Here is a 16,150-nt window from a genome sequence, read left to right as displayed (position 1 = left end):
CCGAGCAGATCAGTTGTCAACGGCCACCGGAGAAATCGCCGAACGACTACCGATCCACTCGTACCACTCGTCCATGCCCTCACCTGTCGTGGCAGACAAAACAACAACGCGCACAGCAGGATTGAGTATTCTCGCCTGCTCGACGCAGGCATCGACGTCGAACTCGACGTACGGGAGCAAGTCGATCTTGTTGATCACCACGAGGTCCGCGACAGCGAAGATGTGTGGGTACTTTTTCGGTTTGTCTGCCCCCTCCGGCGTCGAAATTAGGACAACCTTGCCTTCCTCGCCGAGGTCGAAGAGCGCGGGGCACACCAGGTTTCCGACGTTTTCGATCAGAAGCAGCGATTCTTCAGCGGGATCCAAGGCGCGCAGTGCGCGGTCGATCATCGCGGCATCGAGGTGACATCCGGCCCCGGTATTCACCTGCACCACCGACGCGCCGGTCTCTCGGATCCGCTCGGCGTCGAGCCGGGTTTCCTGGTCACCTTCGATCACGGCTATCGGTCGCTGACATCCGAGCTCCCGGATGGTTCGCGCCAGCAATGTCGTCTTCCCCGCGCCGGGGGAACTCATGATGTTGAGCGCCGTGATTCGGCGGCTCCGCATCCACTGACGATTGTGAACCGCAATGCCGTCGTTCTTGGCGAGCACCTGCTGCTCGAGAATCACGGTGTGGTCGGGGTGGCCGTGCTCATGACCGTGCCCATGACCGTGCCCATGATCGTCGTGTTCCTGCTCGTGTTCTCCGTCTGCGACTACCGACACCCGAGGTCCTGTGGTGTCCCCGCACCCACACGTCGCGCACATGCTCAGCTCACTTCCATCGACAGGATCCGTAACTCTCGGCCGGCAAGCACCTCGACATCAGCACTGCCGCATTCACACAGCAAGAACATGTCGGGCGGCGAGAACATCACGCCGCAGCTTTTGCATCGCGCGCTGGTTGCAATCTCATCGATGTGCAAGCTGGCACCTTCGGCGTGAGTACCCGCGGTGACGACGTCGAAGCAGAACAGCAGAGAGTGTGGAACCACCGCGCAGAGTTGCCCTACTTCAAGCCGCACGCTCGATACTCGTCGCTCGCCGGCACGCTCACACACGGCTTCGACCACACTCTGCGCAATGGACAGCTCGTGCACGGTGAAACCCACGATTCGTGATCCGGAAACCTCCCTTCCACGATAAGCACCAACGGTCTCTGTGCGTAACCCGTACACGAAAACAGGCTGCGATCCGCAACTATTGCGGATCGCAGCCTGTGACAGCGTTTTTGACGAACGGAAACCTCTAGCCGGCTGCAGCTTGTGTCGTCGTTGTCGTCGATGTTGTCGTCGCCGTGGTCGCGGCGGGCGGTGCACTCGACTGGACCAAAGTCGACGGCGCCACGGTCGACGTCACACTCGGCGTCGCGGCCGGCGCAACCGATGACGTCGTCGGCACCGCGGGTGCCGGTGCTGCAGATCCCGAACCTGCGGGTGCGGGTTGTGCAGCTGCGCCCGTGGTTGTGGTGGGCTTGGCCGAGTCGGTAACCGAAGGCGAAGCAGCCAAGGCATCGATGGCATCCGCCATCTCTTCTGCGGTCGGCTTCGCCGACGAATCGACCGGCTTGCCGTCTTGCGCCTGTTTGGCCAGATAAGTCAGCCACGCCGCTGCATACTCCGCTGACGTCAGGGGCTTGCCGTTTGCAGCATCCGAATCACGCCAGTAGTCGAAGTGGTGACCGACGTCCGGGCCCAAAGTGAGGCCGTACGGATCGTTCATGACGACGGGGATCGTGTTCTGGTTCGTGGCGATGAGGCCGACGATTTCCTTGAACAGTTTCTGCGGCAGGTACGCCAACGGCGACACTTCCTCCGTGGAAACCGAGTCCTTTGCGACTGGCTTGGTGGTGGCCTCGCTCGGCTTGTACGCCGGGTCGGACACCTTCAGCAAGACATCGAGGAAGGTTTCGTCGCTCTGCATCCAGGTGGGATTGCTCGAGATGTCGTTGAACGCGTCGAACATCACGCGTCCCATCACGACCGCGATATCCATGCCGGTGGCGGGCGTCAGATTCTGCGCTTGCAACTGGTCGACGTTGAGCTGCCGACCGACGTTTGCCGCCAGGATCAGGAGTGAAATGTTCTCGGGGGCTGCGCAGGTGAGGTCGCCGTCAGAGCAGAACGACGCAATCTTGCCTTTCAGGGCCCCGAAGTCCCCACTGGTACCTGGAAGTGCACCAGATCCGGAAGCGGTGTTCTTACCGTCCTGATATTGCTCGTTGAAACCGTCAGGGTTCGTGTAGGGGTTTTTCGCGCCGGGGAACGGGCCCTCGCCCGCGAGTCGACCGGCGTCGGCGAAGATCACCACACCGACGACGTTGTCCGGATTGATGCCGGAGGTGCTCGACTCCGAGCCGATGTCCATCGCCACGCGGCGCACTACGTCAGCGCCCTCGCTGTAGCCGACAATCGAGAACTTCGTGTTCGGGCATGCGGCACTGATCGCCTTCATGACCGCTCGGGTGTTTTCCGCGCCCGTCGTCACGGCTTCTTCGTAACTGTCCATGTTGGCGGGATACGCAATGTAGACCGAGACGTACGAGCCGTCCTTGACCGACCCGGCGGGCGCCTTGAGTACCGGGTCCACCCAGTGGCTGCTGTAGTCGTCTGTGAGCGCCGCCGGGAGGAGTGTCTTTCCATCCGCACCGACGAGCATCTTCGTCGTACCCTCGACCGGCGTGTCACCGCGACCGGCGACACCGATCCCGACCGTGTCGTGACACTCGGTGACAGACGCGGTCAATTCGGTCTCGATCGTCTGCGATTGCGGAGAATCCACGGCAACTGCGACCGCGACCAGTGCGGCCACGCCGAGCGCTGCGGGCGCTACTGCACCCGCCAGTATTCGATGTCGCGAAAAGAACCCACGAACCGGCATATCTTCTCCCCAATCAGCTTTTGGAAAACGTACGACCGACCCCCGGGGCGTCACGCAACGTCATTCGAGTAGTCGTCCAGTACGAGAGGAGCGTTACAACGGGTAACGATTTTCCGTGGCGACTCGGGAGGGAATCGGGGACGCAAACGCCTCATTTCCGCTGCATAACACCGACGTGCACCTACTCCGCGTCGAAGATAATGACCTGTCGGATTGCTTTTCCGTCGGCGAGTTCGTCCATACCCGAATTGATGTCGGCCAATTCGATTCGCGAGGAAATGAGCTTCTCGACCGGCAGCTTCCCGTCGCGCCACAACTGCGCGTAGATCGGGATGTCGCGGGACGGGACCGCAGATCCCAGGTAGCTGCCGATAATGGTCCGCGCTTCGGCGACCAGTCCGAGAGGTGAGATCGACGAGCGCGCGTCAGGCGCCGGCAACCCGACCGTGACGGTCGTGCCACCCGCTGCCGTCGCAGCCACCGCTGTCTCGAAGGCCCGAGCATTTCCCGCGGCCTCGACGACGATGTCTGCGCGAACGCCACTCTCGGACAGGCCAGACGGTGTGAAGACCTCGGTCGCGCCCAGTTCCAGCGCCTGAGCCAGCTTGGATTCCAGTGCGTCTACACCGATGACGTTCTCGACCCCGAGTGCCCTCGCCGTCAGGATTGCGGCCATCCCGACGCCACCCAAGCCGACCACCATCACGGTGTCTGCCGGGCGAGGCTTCGCCGCGTTGAGGAGCGCTCCCCCACCGGTCAACACCGCACAACCGAGTACGGCTGCAATTTCGGCCGGGATGTCGTCGTCGACGGGAACAACCGACTTGGCGTTGACCACAGCATGCGTCGCGAAACCCGAAACACCGAGATGATGTTTGACGTTCTCGCCGGAGCGCCGCAGTCGATGCGCGCCACCGAGCAAACTGCCGTCGTTGTTAGCGGCGCTACCCACCGTGCAAGGCATCCGGCCGTCAGTAGCGCATCCCGCACATTCACCGCACCGCGGAAGAAAAGTCATCACGACGCGGGTGCCCACCGACAACGAATCAACTCCGTCGCCGAGTTCGATGATTCGACCTGCCGCCTCATGGCCCAACAACATCGGCACGGGTCGTACCCGATTCCCGTCGACCACGGAGAGGTCGGAGTGACAAAGCCCGGCAGCTTCGATCTTGACCAGGATCTCACCCGGGCCCGGGGATTCGAGGTCGAGTTCCGAAATCGAAATCGGAGTCGACTCTGCGAAGGGACGCTTCCGGCCGATCTCTTCGAGCACTGCACCACGGATCTTCAACTGCACACCCCGATTTCGATAGTTCGAACTACTTGCCCACGATCCCGCGTACCGACGCGGGGAGGTCACGAACCCGCTTGTACGGACCCACGACGGCGGCTGCAAACGGCCTCGTCAAGAGCACCTGCGCCACCTCGAGCACCTCTTCGGAGGTGACTGCGTCGATGGTCGCGAGCGTCTGCGCAACACTGCGATGGTTGCCGTAGTTCAGTTCGCTGCGACCGATACGGTTCATGCGTGAGCCTGAATCTTCCAGTGCCAGAACCAATCCGCCGCGCAGCGATCCCTTGGCGCGGGCGATCTCGGCATCGGTGATTCCGTCCGTCGCCACGTTCGCGAGTACCTCGCGGATAACCGTGGCAACCTCCCCGAGGTTCTCCGGCTGGCAACCTGCATACACGGAGAACGCTCCGGTGTCCGCGAAGGTGTCGACGCCGGAATAGACGGAGTACGCCAGCCCGCGCTTCTCCCGAATCTCTTGGAACAGACGAGAACTCAGCCCACCGCCCACTGCGGCGTTGAGCACCGACAGCGCCCAGCGATGGCCCTCGTGCCGGCCGAACGCGCGTACCCCGAGCGCAAGGTGGACCTGCTCGCTGTCGCGGTGGGTCAAGCTCAGTTCAGGCATCGTTCGCAAACGCAGAGTGCCTTCGCGCCGCGGCGCCGGCTTGACCCCGCGCTCGAGATGTCCGGCAAATGCACGGCGAGCGAGCGTCACAACCTGCTTGTGGTCGACGTTTCCCGCTACGGCCAGCACCATCCGCTGCGGTGTGTAACGCCGAACATGGAAGGAATGCAACTGATTGCGCGACATCGACTCGATCGATTCGACGCTACCTATGATCGGACGGCCGACAGGATGATCGCCGAACAACGCGGTCAGGAACGCATCGCCGAGCAAGTCTTCCGGATCGTCGTCACGCATCGCGATCTCTTCGAGCACTACTTGCCGCTCGACATCGACGTCCGCGGTTCTGCAACGCCCTCGCAGCACGACGTCGGCGACAAGGTCAACCGCCATCGGAAGGTCGTCGTCGATCACGTGCGCGTAGAAACAGGTGTGTTCCTTCGACGTGAATGCATTGAGTTCGCCGCCCACACCATCCATGACCTGCGCGATGTCCAACGCCGTCCGTGACGGCGTCGACTTGAACAGCAGGTGCTCGAGAAAATGCGCGGCACCGGCCACACTCGGCTGCTCGTCGCGCGAGCCGACTCCGACCCACACACCGACGGAGGCGGAACGCACACCGGGAATGAACTCGGTGACGACGCGCAGGCCGCCGGGAAGGACCGTGCGCTGTACTCCGGATTCGGGAGTCGCATCGATCGGCGATTTCAGCACAGCGCTGCGGCTGCGCGTGGTGTTGGGAGTGGTCTTTGCCATGAAAAGGTTCAGCAGTCCTCGGTGCAAGTGGTCAATCAGGTATCTACAGGCTCTGTGTCTACAGACAGTACAGATGCGGCCCCGCACGGAAATCCGCGCGGGGCCGCATCAGAGTACGAAGTGAGATCTACTCGGAAGCAGCCTCGTCGGCGGCCGGAGCGGCAGCCTCGTCGTTGCCCTCTTCGACCGGGATCAGCGAGATCTTGCCGCGAGCATCGATGTCGGCGATCTCGACGCGGATCTTGGATCCGACGTTGACCACGTCTTCGACCTTGGCAATGCGCTTACCGCTGCCCAGCTTCGAGATGTGCACCAGTCCGTCGCGTCCCGGCAGGAGCGAAACGAAGGCACCGAAGGCGGTGGTCTTGACGACCGTACCCAGGAACCGCTCGCCGACCTTGGGGAGCTGCGGGTTGGCAATGGCGTTGATCATGTCGATCGCGGCCTGTGCAGACGGTCCATCGGTGGCGCCGACGAACACGGTGCCGTCGTCTTCGATGGAGATGTTGGCACCGGTCTGCTCGGTGATGGAGTTGATCATCTTGCCCTTGGGGCCGATGACCTCACCGATCTTGTCGACGGGGACCTTGATGGCCGTCACGCGGGGAGCGAACGGGCTCATCTCGTCCGGAGTGTCGATGGCTTCCGCCATGACCTCGAGGATCGTGGTCCGTGCGTCCTTGGCCTGCGAGAGTGCACCGGCAAGGACCTGCGACGGGATGCCGTCGAGCTTCGTGTCCAGCTGCAGGGCCGTGACGAAGTCCTTGGTACCTGCGACCTTGAAGTCCATGTCGCCGAAGGCGTCTTCGGCGCCGAGGATGTCGGTCAGCGCGACGTAGCGGGTTTCGCCGTCGACCTGGTCGGAAACCAGACCCATGGCGATACCGGCAACCGGAGCGCGAAGCGGCACACCGGCGTTGAGCAGTGCGAGCGTGGACGCGCACACCGAGCCCATCGAGGTGGAACCGTTGGAGCTCAGAGCCTCGGAGACCTGGCGAATCGCGTAAGGGAACTCTTCGACGCTGGGCAGAACCGGCATGAGAGCGCGCTCGGCGAGTGCACCGTGACCGATTTCGCGACGCTTCGGCGAACCGACGCGGCCCGTCTCACCGGTGGAGTACGGCGGGAAGTTGTAATGATGCATGTAGCGCTTGGTGGTCTCGGGACCGAGCGAGTCGACCTGCTGAGCCATCTTCACCATGTCGAGAGTGGTCACACCCAGGATCTGGGTCTCGCCACGCTCGAACAGTGCGGAGCCGTGTGCGCGCGGGATGATCGCAACCTCGGCGGACAGCGAACGGATGTCCGTGACGCCGCGGCCGTCGATGCGGAACTGATCGCGCAGGATGCGCTGGCGAACCAGCTTCTTGGTGAGCGAGCGGAACGCTGCTCCCAGTTCCTTCTCGCGGCCTTCGAAGTTGGGTGCAACCTGCTCGAGAACCTCGACCTTGACCTCGTCGGTCTTGTCGTCGCGTTCCTGCTTGCCGGCGATTGTCAGTGCGGCATTGAGCTTTTCGGACGCAGCAGCCTCGACGGCAGCAAAAACGTCGTCCTGGTACGCCGGGAAGACCGGGTAGTCACCCGTGGGCTTTGCAGCCTTGGATGCAAGTGCTGCCTGTGCAGCGCACAGGCGTGCGATGAACGGCTTGGCGGCCTCGAGGCCCTCGGCGACAATGGCCTCGGTCGGTGCCTGAGCGCCGTCGGCGATCTTCGCGATGACGTTGTCGGTGGCCTCGGCCTCGACCATCATGATCGCGACGTCGGCGTTGTCACCGCTACCGGAAACGACGCGGCCGGCGACGACCATGTCGAAGACGGCGTTCTCGAGCTGATCGACCGTCGGGAATGCAACCCACTGGCCGGTCTTGTTCTCGTCCGAGACGATGAGTGCAACGCGCACGCCACCGACGGGTCCGGAGAACGGCAGGCCCGCGATCTGCGTCGACGCGGAAGCAGCGTTGATGGCCACGACGTCGTACAGATCCTGCGGGTTGAGGCTCATGACCGTGACGACGACCTGGATCTCGTTACGGAGACCGTCGACGAAGGACGGGCGCAGCGGCCGGTCGATGAGGCGGCAAGTCAGGATCGCGTCGGTGGAGGGGCGTCCCTCACGACGGAAGAACGAACCGGGGATGCGGCCCGCTGCGTACATACGCTCTTCGACGTCCACCGTCAGGGGGAAGAAGTCGAAGTGCTCCTTGGGGTGCTTGCTGGCGCTCGTGGCGGACAGCAGCATGGTCTCGTCGTCCAGGTAAGCAACGACGGCGCCGGCGGCCTGCTGAGCAAGGCGTCCGGTCTCGAAACGGATGGTGCGGGTACCGAAGGACCCGTTGTCGATCACGGCGGTGGATTCGAACACGCCTTCGTCGACCTCTACTACGGAATTCTCTGTCATTCTTTTCTCTTCACTTCCCTCTCGTCTTCGCCGTACCCGCGCGGGCGTTTCCACCCTCCTGGTGGAAACTGCGCACCGAGGGACGTCCCCCTCTTGAATTGCAGACGCTCCTTGCGATGCGAGCGATTTCTGCTTCGGGACGTCACGACGTTCGGGCGGCCGTCGATCGAAGTCCGCCGGAGCTTTCGGGCACTTGCCCGGTCCGGAGAACCACTACCGACAACCGACACCACGTTCTCTGGTGCATACGGTGTGCTGGCTGCGCACTGCACAACTGCGCATAAACAACTGCGCCTGGACAACTGTGCATAGCGCCGACAGCGGAAACTGCCTTGCGGCAGCTAACGCCGAAAGCCAGCGAAGCCAAGTATATGCGTGGCTTCGCCGGCTGACGGAGTGTTCGGCAAACCGAAGCATGCCGTGTTGCTTTCGATCAGCGTCGTGAGAAAAATCTAGCGACGCAGGCCGAGACGCTCGATGAGCGTGCGGTAGCGAGCGACGTCGGTCTTTGCCACGTACTTCAGCAGACGACGACGGCGACCGACCATCAAGAGCAGTCCACGACGCGAGTGGTGGTCATGCTTGTGGGTCTTGAGGTGCTCGGTGAGATCGGTGATGCGCTTGGTGAGCATTGCCACCTGAGCTTCAGGCGATCCCGTGTCGGTCTCGTGCAAGCCGTACTCGCCGAGAACGGCCTTCTTTTCTTCCGTGGTCAATGCCACTTGATTCACTCCTGTGATGACGTTTGCGTGAAAGGAACTAGATCGGGCGCGGCCACCGCAAACCGCAGCACGCACCGAGAGAAGATCCTACCAGCAACAGTGAGGCGCTCTCGCCCACCTGGAGCGAATGTGGCGGCCGCCACTGACACAGGAGGAACTCAACCGACGCTGCGTTCTGCATCCTCACTCAGAATCCGGCGTGCGCGTTCGACATCTCGGTTCATTGCCGTGATGAGCGACTCGATCGAGTCGAACTTCTCCATACCGCGAATCCGCGAAACCAGGTCGACCGCGACGTGTTGTCCGTACAGGTCAGCTTCGGTGTCGAGAACGTATGCCTCGACGGTTCGGGTCCGGCCGGAGAAGGTCGGATTGGTACCCACAGACACCGCGGCTTGGTATCGGCGACCGGGAACGACGGTTCCGAGTTCCTCGCCGGCACCGAGCACCGTGAACCACGCCGCGTACACGCCGTCGGCCGGAATCGCCGAAAACATCGGCGGTGCAACGTTGGCCGTCGGGAACCCCAACTCGCGTCCACGCTTGTCACCGTGGACGACCACACCTTCGACACGATGTGGACGGCCCAGAGCTTCGGTAGCCGCTTCCATGTCGCCTGCGTCGACGCACGAGCGGATGTAGGTCGACGAGAACGTCACCGCATGCTCGGCGAGCAGCTGGACGCCGTCGACGGCAAAGCCGAAGCGAGCGCCCATTTCACGAAGAAGATCGACATTGCCGAGCGCCTTCTTGCCGAAGGTGAAGTTGTCCCCCACCACGACCTCGGCGACATGTAGACGTTCGACGAGAATCTCGTGGACGTAGCGCTCCGGCGTCAGCTTCATGAAATCAGCGGTGAACGGCATCACGCAGAACACGTCGATGCCCAGATCCTGAGCCAATTCCGCACGCCGTTGCAGCGTCGTCAACTGGGCTGGATGACTACCCGGCCGCACAACCTCCATGGGATGCGGGTCGAACGTCATCAACACGCTCGGAACACCACGTTTGCGGGCAGCGGTAACCGCTCTCGCTATCAATTGGGCATGCCCACGATGCACACCGTCGAACACACCGATAGTGAGCACACAACGACCCCAATCGGCCGGAACTTCGTCGAGACCACGCCATCTCAGCACGATTGGCAGCCTACGGGTCCACCGGCGGCGGGTCACGTTCGGACCCGCCCAGCGAATCACCGCTGTGCTGCCGCTCACGTACGGAAGTTCCGGATTTCGTAGCCTAAGCTAAGCGTTGTGGCAGCTCACAAGACCGGAACCTCGGAAGCATCATCGACGTCGGATGGCGACAGCACTTCGGCGCACGACGCGGCAATCGACACGCTCGCACTCTCGTCGGTGGCCCAGGACTACCTCAAGGTCATCTGGACTATCCAGGAGTGGTCCCACGAGCGGGTTTCCACCAAGCTCCTGTCCGAGAAAATGAGCGTCTCGGCCTCGACGGTGTCCGAGGCGATCCGCAAACTCTCGGACCAGGGCCTGGTCGATCACGCCCGCTACGGATCCATCGCCCTGACCGACAGCGGCCGCGCCGCCGCCGTCTCCATGGTCCGGCGCCACCGGTTGATCGAGACCTATCTGGTTCAGGAACTCGGATACGGCTGGGACGAAGTCCACGACGAGGCCGAAGTCCTCGAACACGCCGTTTCCGATCTGATGATCTCGCGGATGGACGCCAAACTGGGCTTCCCCGAACGTGACCCGCACGGTGATCCCATTCCCGCCACCGACGGTTCGGTGCCGACTCCCCCGGCCCGCCAGCTCAGCGACTTCGCCAACGGTGAGCGGGGCCGCGTTGCCCGGATCTCCGATTCCGATCCCGAAATGCTCCGGTACTTCGATTCCGTCGGCGTCAGTCTCGATGTCGAGATCACCGTCGAGGAGCGCCGCGATTTCGCCGGGACAGTGTCCGTTCGACTCGGCGACAGCCCCAACACCATCGACTTGGGAAGTCCAGTCGCTCAAGCAATTTGGCTCGTCTAGCCGAGGTAGTCAAAGCGGCAGTCGGTATCGGCGTTCCACGGGCCGGACGCCGTCGGTCCGGGTCCAGTCGGCGAGCCTCTCGTCGACGTACACCCACCCTCGACGCTCGTACAGTGCGATCGCCGGCAGAGCGTCGTCGACGACGGCGAGCACCAGTTCCAACCGACTCTCGGCTGCGAAATCCGTCACGGCATCGAGTAGCGCATCGCTGAGGCCGTTTCCACGTGAGCCAGGATGAACGAACAATCGCGACACGGCTATCGATCCCGCGGTTGTGGGCGCACCTGCGACCTCGCTGTCGACGGCCACATGACCGACAACACGACCGTCACTCTCACCGACCCACGCCTTCACCACCGTGGGCGAACTGAGCCAGCGGCGCGGGTGTTCCGGCCACGTGTTCGGATATCCGTCGCACTCGTGGACCTGTGCCAGCGCATCGACGCAACCGTCGAGGTCGCCGTCGACACGCTCGCGGACGATCACCCGCGAAGCGTCGCCGGTCGCACGACCATCACCGAACTGGCGCGTCGACCCTTCTCCTGCAGAAGCGCAATCGTGTGACCGGTGGGATCGATCGCCGCACAGATCCCCTTCATCCCGATCGGCTCGAGCCAGCGCCCCTGGCTGATCGCCTCGGCTTCCTCCGCCGTGATCTGCCGATGCGGAAAAGCCGTCTGCGCGGCCTGATCGATGTCGAGGCTCACACCCGGCTGATCCGCGAGATCTTCGAGCGTGCGCGCATGTTCGAGAGTGAACGGCCCGACGCGGGTGCGGCGCAGTGCCGTCAAATGACCGCCGACGCCCAATTCACGACCGAGGTCGCGGGCAAGCGAGCGGATGTACGTACCGGACGAGCACTCCACGTCGACGTCCAGATCGACGAAGCCACCCGGGACATCTCGCCGAGCCAGAACCTCGAAAGTCGACACCGTTACCGGACGCGGCGCCAGCTCGACGGTTTCTCCCGCACGCACCAGAGCATGTGCGCGCTGACCGTCCACCTTGATAGCGCTCACGCTTGCCGGGATCTGCTTGATGTCCCCGGTCAACGTGGCCACGATCGCCGCGATCTCCGCGTCCGTCACCTGCGAAGCGTCTGCGGAGGTCAGGACCTCCCCCTCGGCATCGTCCGTGTCCGTCGCTGCCCCGAGGCGAATGGTCGCCGAGTACGCCTTGGTTGTCAGCGCCAGGAGTCCGAGCAACTTGGTCGCACGCTCGACGCCGAGAACGAGAACACCGGTCGCCATGGGATCCAGCGTCCCGGCGTGTCCCACCTTCCGGGTGTTCAACAACTTGCGGCACCGAGCGACCACGTCGTGGCTGGTGATACCCGCCTCTTTGTCGACAATCAGAATTCCGGCGCCGACAAGACCGGAGGAAGGCTTTTCACGAGCTGACACGTGTGCCGATTCTGCCAGTCGCGCTCACTGCACCGAAATTGCCGTCAGGATGAGTCCGTCCGACACCAACCACCTGCCGTCGAAAGAGGTGAGCGGCGGACCGGACGTCGCCTCACCGGGGACCAGCAGACGCGAGTTGAAAGTGCCGGACGTTTCCGACTCCGCCTCGAACGTGATGTGGGCGTCCTCGAAACCCAACCAGCGCCCGGTGAGTGGAAACCACGCCTTGTACGTGGCTTCCTTCGCGCAGAAGAGCACTCGATCCCAGTGCACCGGACCGCCGGTTTCCTGAGTGTCCAACCACGTTCGTTCCGCCTCGATGCTGACCGCGGGCAATACCCCGTCCGGCAGCGGGCCGTGCGGTTCGGCGTCGATACCGAGTGAGCGGACCTGCATGGAGTACGCCAGGACAGCGCCGCGGTAGCCGTCGCAATGGGCGAGGCTCCCGACCACTCCCTGCGGCCAGAGCGGCGCACCACGCTCACCGCGCATGACAGCGGCAGACGGAACGCCGAGCTTGCCCATCGCCTGACGCGCAAGGTGCCGGGTGGTCACGAACTCACGACGACGCTTCTCGACCGCGCGGCCGATCAACGCTTCCTCACTGGGGTGCGGAACCAGACCGGGCGGATCGACGAAGGCCTCGGCCGTCGCAACTCCACCGGGAAGAATCTGTTCGATCACGTAGCGATACCTCTCAGCGTCCGGCGCGCATGCGCTCGACTTCGGCTTCCTGCTCCGGCGTGACCTTGAAGTGGCCACCCCACTTGTTGAGCGTTCCCGGCGGGTACTCCGGAACGGGAAGAATCTGACGCAACAACTTCTCCGGCAGTCCACGCCGACGCCACTCGCGCGGGTATCCGAGTGAGACTTCCTCGAAGCGGACGCCGTCGTAGTACGTGGTTCGAGGGATGTGCAGGTGCCCGTACACCGAGCACACCGCGTTGTACTTCACGTGCCAGTCGGCGGTAGCGGTGGTTCCGCACCACAGTGCGAACTCCGGATACATGAGCACGTCCGTCGGCTGCCGGACCATCGGGAAATGGTTCACGAGAACGGTTCTTGTGCCTTCGGGAAGCGCATCCAACCGCGCCTGGGTGTACTCGATCCTCGCCCGGCACCATGCGTCGCGCGTCGCATACGGCTGCGGTGAGAGTAGGAACTCGTCGGTGGCGACGACGTTCTTGTCACGCGCGATCTCGAGCCCGTGTTCCTTGTCTCGCGCACCTTCCGGCAGGAAGGAGTAGTCGTAGAGAAGAAACATCGGGACGACCGTGACCGGTCCCTCGTCTCCCTCCCACACCGGGAACGGGTCCTCGGGTGTGATGACGTCGAGTTCGCGGCACATGTTGACCAGGTACTCGTAGCGCGGCGCTCCGTGAATCTGAACCGGATCCTTGGCGGTCGTCCACAGTTCGTGATTGCCCGGAATCCAGATGACCTTTGCGAATCGGCTGCGAAGGAGCTTCAACGCCCACCGAATGTCGTCAGTTTTCTCGGAAACATCTCCGGCGAGAATGAGCCAGTCGTCAGGCGAATCCGGGAACAGTTCCTCCGTCATCGGCTTGTTGCCGTTGTGACCGACATGAATGTCGCTCACCGCCATCAGCTTTGCTGCCACGATCCCTCTGCTTCCTCAGTTGAACTTCCGCGCTTCGCCGTCGCCGGACCTGTCACTGCCCACTTGCCGGAAAACGCTCGCCACGACACCGCGACCATCCGAAGTACTACGAACACGGTAAGCCCTGCCCAAATTCCGGCGAGCCCCCAGTCGTAGGCGAGAGAGAGCCAGATCGCGGGCAGAAACCCGAGAACTGCGCACAGCATGGTCGCGTTGCGCAGAAACACCACGTCCCCGGCGCCGAGTAGAACACCGTCGAGTGCGAAGACGATTCCCGCCACCGGCATGATCGCGACGAAGAACCACCATGCGATCGACATCTGACCGAGCACCTCGGCGTCGGACGTGAAGAGTCCGGGGACCACGGAGTGGCCGGCGGCGAAGAAGATCGCGAGCACCACGGCAAATACCGTCGACCATGCGGTGATCCGCCAGGTCATCTTTTTCGCCGCGGCTGCGAATCCACCGCCGAGCGCCGCTCCGATCAGCGTCTGAGCTGCGATCGCCAAGGAATCGAGAAGGAGCGAAACCAGGTTCCACAGTTGGAGGACGACTTGGTGCGCACCGACTACAGCCGCACCGAACCTCGACGCCACTGCAGCCGCGGAAACGAAACACGCTTGGAATGCGAGGCTGCGCAGAATCAGGTCACGGCCCATCAGCATCTGCGCCCGCATGATCGCAAAATGTGGTCGAGCCGAAACCGGTTCACGAAAGAGCGCCCAGGCGAACAGCACACCCGAAATACTCTGGCCCACCAGATTCGCAACAGCTGATCCTTCGAGTTCCAGACGCGGAGCACCGAGCAAGCCATGCACCAGAATCGGACACAACACCGCCGAAATACCCAGGCCGACAAGGACGAACCGCAGCGGTCGCACCGTGTTCTGAACCCCGCGCATCCAGCCGTTGCCGGCCAGGGCCACCAGGATGAGTGGAACACCCAACACCGCTATCCGGAGCCAACTTTCCGCAGCCGCGGCGATGTCGGGAGTCCCGGCCACCGCCGAAGTCAGCGGGCCGGCGATCACCTGCACGATCACGACCAAGGCCAAGCCGATCGCGGCCGCCAGCCAGGTCGCCTGAACACCCTCACCCACCGCGTCGCGCTCGCGGCCCGCCCCGTGAAGCCGTGCGGCCCGCGCCGTGGTGCCGTACGACAAGAAGGTCAGCTGCGTACTCACCAACGACAGGATCAGACCACCGACTGCCAATCCGGCCAGCGGAAGCGCCCCGAGTCGGCCGACCACGGCGATGTCGAACAACAGATAGAGGGGTTCGGCTGCCAGCACCCCGAGTGCCGGAAACGCCAGGGAAAAGATTCGTCGCCCAGTGACGTCGAATTCAGCTGCCGAAGATCCCGCCGAGGTGGCGTCAGATTCGCTCAATGCCGCGGATTCAGCCGAGTGCCGCGACGAGCGCGGCAACAATCTCGTCGCTGGAACTGGTCGACGTGTATCCGGCCGACAGCCGATGTCCGCCGCCACCAAGACTTTCAGCGACCGCCGACACGTCGATCGCCGACTTTGCACGCAACGAGATCGACCAGCTTCCGGAAACCGACTCCTTGAGTACTGCGGCAACTTCGGCTTCCGATGTGGTTCGCACGATATCGACGACGCTCTCGATCTCCTCGGAGCGAAGATCGCCGATGTCACTGCGTCGGATGACCGCGTACACCAGCCCACGGCCGTCCGCGGCTTCCGGGACCAGCACCGCGGACCCGAGTACCGAAGCCAGCATCGGCAACCACCCGAACGGATGGGTGTCGAGCAGCTTTCGCGCAATCGCGTCGCCGTCGATGCCGGTCGCCAGCAAACGCGCCGCGAGCACGTGCGGAAGCGGACCTCCCCACCGGAAGGAGCCGGTGTCGGTGACCAGTCCGGCATAGAGACAGTGCGCGATATCGCGATCGATCGCGACTCCCCACGCATCGAAGAATCGTGCGATGAGCGCCGTCGTCGAAGCCGCGGTTTCGTCGACGACGTTGATGCTTCCGAATTCGGAATTGGAGCGATGGTGATCAAGGACGATCGTGCGATTCGCGCCGGCGAGTCGACTCGCCAACTCACCGAGGCGGCCCTCGCTGCCGACATCCACGGTCACCAGAACATCGACACTTTCCCGAACATCGGCGGGCGCCACGAGCAAGTGAACACCAGGGAAATCACACATCGACTCGGGCAGCGCCGACGGCCGACTGAACGCGACCTGCACCGAAATGCCCCGACGCTCGAGAACGAGACCGAGCGCAAGTCCGCTGCCGATAGTGTCCGCATCCGGCTGCACATGGCAGAGAATTGTCACCGTGTGTGCCAATTCGAGAACCTCGGCCACCTGAGCGAACTTCGCCTCGCAGGGGTCGACGTCCGAAAGTGCGGTGATCGTCATTCTCGGTGC

At 63.2% G+C, this 16,150-nt stretch carries 15 protein-coding genes; 1 reads left to right on the top strand and 14 read right to left on the bottom strand.

Annotated features, from left to right (window positions below):
- Positions 1-9: 9 nt before the first annotated feature.
- From hypB to RHP72_RS12685, 8 genes are all read right to left on the bottom strand, one after another.
- Complete coding sequence (gene hypB, locus RHP72_RS12720; RefSeq protein WP_058226291.1) at positions 10-810, bottom strand: hydrogenase nickel incorporation protein HypB; 801 nt, start codon at positions 808-810, stop codon at positions 10-12.
- 2 nt (positions 811-812) lie between these two features.
- Positions 813-1,142, bottom strand: coding sequence for a hydrogenase maturation nickel metallochaperone HypA (gene hypA, locus RHP72_RS12715; protein WP_073512368.1), 330 nt, complete (start codon positions 1,140-1,142; stop codon positions 813-815).
- 148 nt (positions 1,143-1,290) lie between these two features.
- Positions 1,291-2,922 (bottom strand): cutinase family protein, encoded by a 1,632-nt coding sequence (locus RHP72_RS12710; protein ID WP_161121014.1) that lies wholly within the window; start codon positions 2,920-2,922, stop codon positions 1,291-1,293.
- A gap of 181 nt (positions 2,923-3,103) precedes the next feature.
- Positions 3,104-4,216 (bottom strand): alcohol dehydrogenase catalytic domain-containing protein, encoded by a 1,113-nt coding sequence (locus RHP72_RS12705; RefSeq protein WP_007735068.1) that lies wholly within the window; start codon positions 4,214-4,216, stop codon positions 3,104-3,106.
- A gap of 28 nt (positions 4,217-4,244) precedes the next feature.
- Positions 4,245-5,603, bottom strand: coding sequence for a pitrilysin family protein (locus RHP72_RS12700; RefSeq protein ID WP_003942169.1), 1,359 nt, complete (start codon positions 5,601-5,603; stop codon positions 4,245-4,247).
- Positions 5,604-5,730: 127 nt separating this feature from the next.
- Positions 5,731-8,001, bottom strand: a complete 2,271-nt coding sequence (locus RHP72_RS12695; protein ID WP_003942275.1) for a polyribonucleotide nucleotidyltransferase — start codon at positions 7,999-8,001, stop codon at positions 5,731-5,733.
- Between the two features lie 452 nt (positions 8,002-8,453).
- A complete protein-coding gene (rpsO, locus tag RHP72_RS12690; protein WP_007735061.1) occupies positions 8,454-8,723 on the bottom strand; it encodes a 30S ribosomal protein S15 in 270 nt (89 codons plus the stop codon).
- A gap of 158 nt (positions 8,724-8,881) precedes the next feature.
- Positions 8,882-9,862, bottom strand: coding sequence for a bifunctional riboflavin kinase/FAD synthetase (locus tag RHP72_RS12685; RefSeq protein WP_003942148.1), 981 nt, complete (start codon positions 9,860-9,862; stop codon positions 8,882-8,884).
- Positions 9,863-9,979: 117 nt separating this feature from the next.
- On the opposite strand from RHP72_RS12685, the gene RHP72_RS12680 reads away from it, so the two are divergent.
- Complete coding sequence (locus tag RHP72_RS12680; RefSeq protein WP_030535607.1) at positions 9,980-10,726, top strand: metal-dependent transcriptional regulator; 747 nt, start codon at positions 9,980-9,982, stop codon at positions 10,724-10,726.
- A gap of 9 nt (positions 10,727-10,735) precedes the next feature.
- On the opposite strand, the gene RHP72_RS12675 is transcribed toward RHP72_RS12680, so the two are convergent.
- From RHP72_RS12675 to RHP72_RS12650, 6 genes are read right to left on the bottom strand one after another with little or no spacing between them, the layout of a single operon-like run.
- The gene (locus RHP72_RS12675; protein WP_311094742.1) at positions 10,736-11,212 is read right to left on the bottom strand and encodes a GNAT family N-acetyltransferase; all 477 of its coding nucleotides are present in this window, start codon (positions 11,210-11,212) and stop codon (positions 10,736-10,738) included.
- Positions 11,209-12,129, bottom strand: a complete 921-nt coding sequence (truB, locus tag RHP72_RS12670; protein WP_020907442.1) for a tRNA pseudouridine(55) synthase TruB — start codon at positions 12,127-12,129, stop codon at positions 11,209-11,211. The genes RHP72_RS12675 and truB overlap by 4 nt, the downstream gene beginning before the upstream one ends.
- Before the next feature lie 24 nt (positions 12,130-12,153).
- The gene (locus RHP72_RS12665; protein ID WP_003942126.1) at positions 12,154-12,813 is read right to left on the bottom strand and encodes a 4'-phosphopantetheinyl transferase; all 660 of its coding nucleotides are present in this window, start codon (positions 12,811-12,813) and stop codon (positions 12,154-12,156) included.
- A gap of 13 nt (positions 12,814-12,826) precedes the next feature.
- Positions 12,827-13,750 carry a metallophosphoesterase gene (locus RHP72_RS12660; protein ID WP_058226293.1) on the bottom strand — a complete coding sequence of 308 codons (924 nt, stop codon included), beginning with the start codon at positions 13,748-13,750 and terminating at the stop codon, positions 12,827-12,829.
- Entirely contained in the window at positions 13,735-15,138 is a 1,404-nt protein-coding gene (locus RHP72_RS12655; RefSeq protein ID WP_397517611.1) for an MATE family efflux transporter, read from the bottom strand. Before RHP72_RS12655 ends, RHP72_RS12660 begins: the two co-directional genes overlap by 16 nt.
- Positions 15,139-15,148: 10 nt before the next feature.
- On the bottom strand, positions 15,149-16,141 hold the full coding sequence (locus RHP72_RS12650; protein WP_311094741.1) for a bifunctional oligoribonuclease/PAP phosphatase NrnA: 993 nt from the start codon (positions 16,139-16,141) through the stop codon (positions 15,149-15,151).
- Positions 16,142-16,150 lie beyond the last annotated feature (9 nt).

The organism is Rhodococcus sp. SG20037 (assembly GCF_031763325.1).
GTDB classification, from domain to species: domain Bacteria; phylum Actinomycetota; class Actinomycetes; order Mycobacteriales; family Mycobacteriaceae; genus Rhodococcus_F; species Rhodococcus_F qingshengii.
This window is presented reverse-complemented; position numbering and strand designations above follow the sequence as displayed.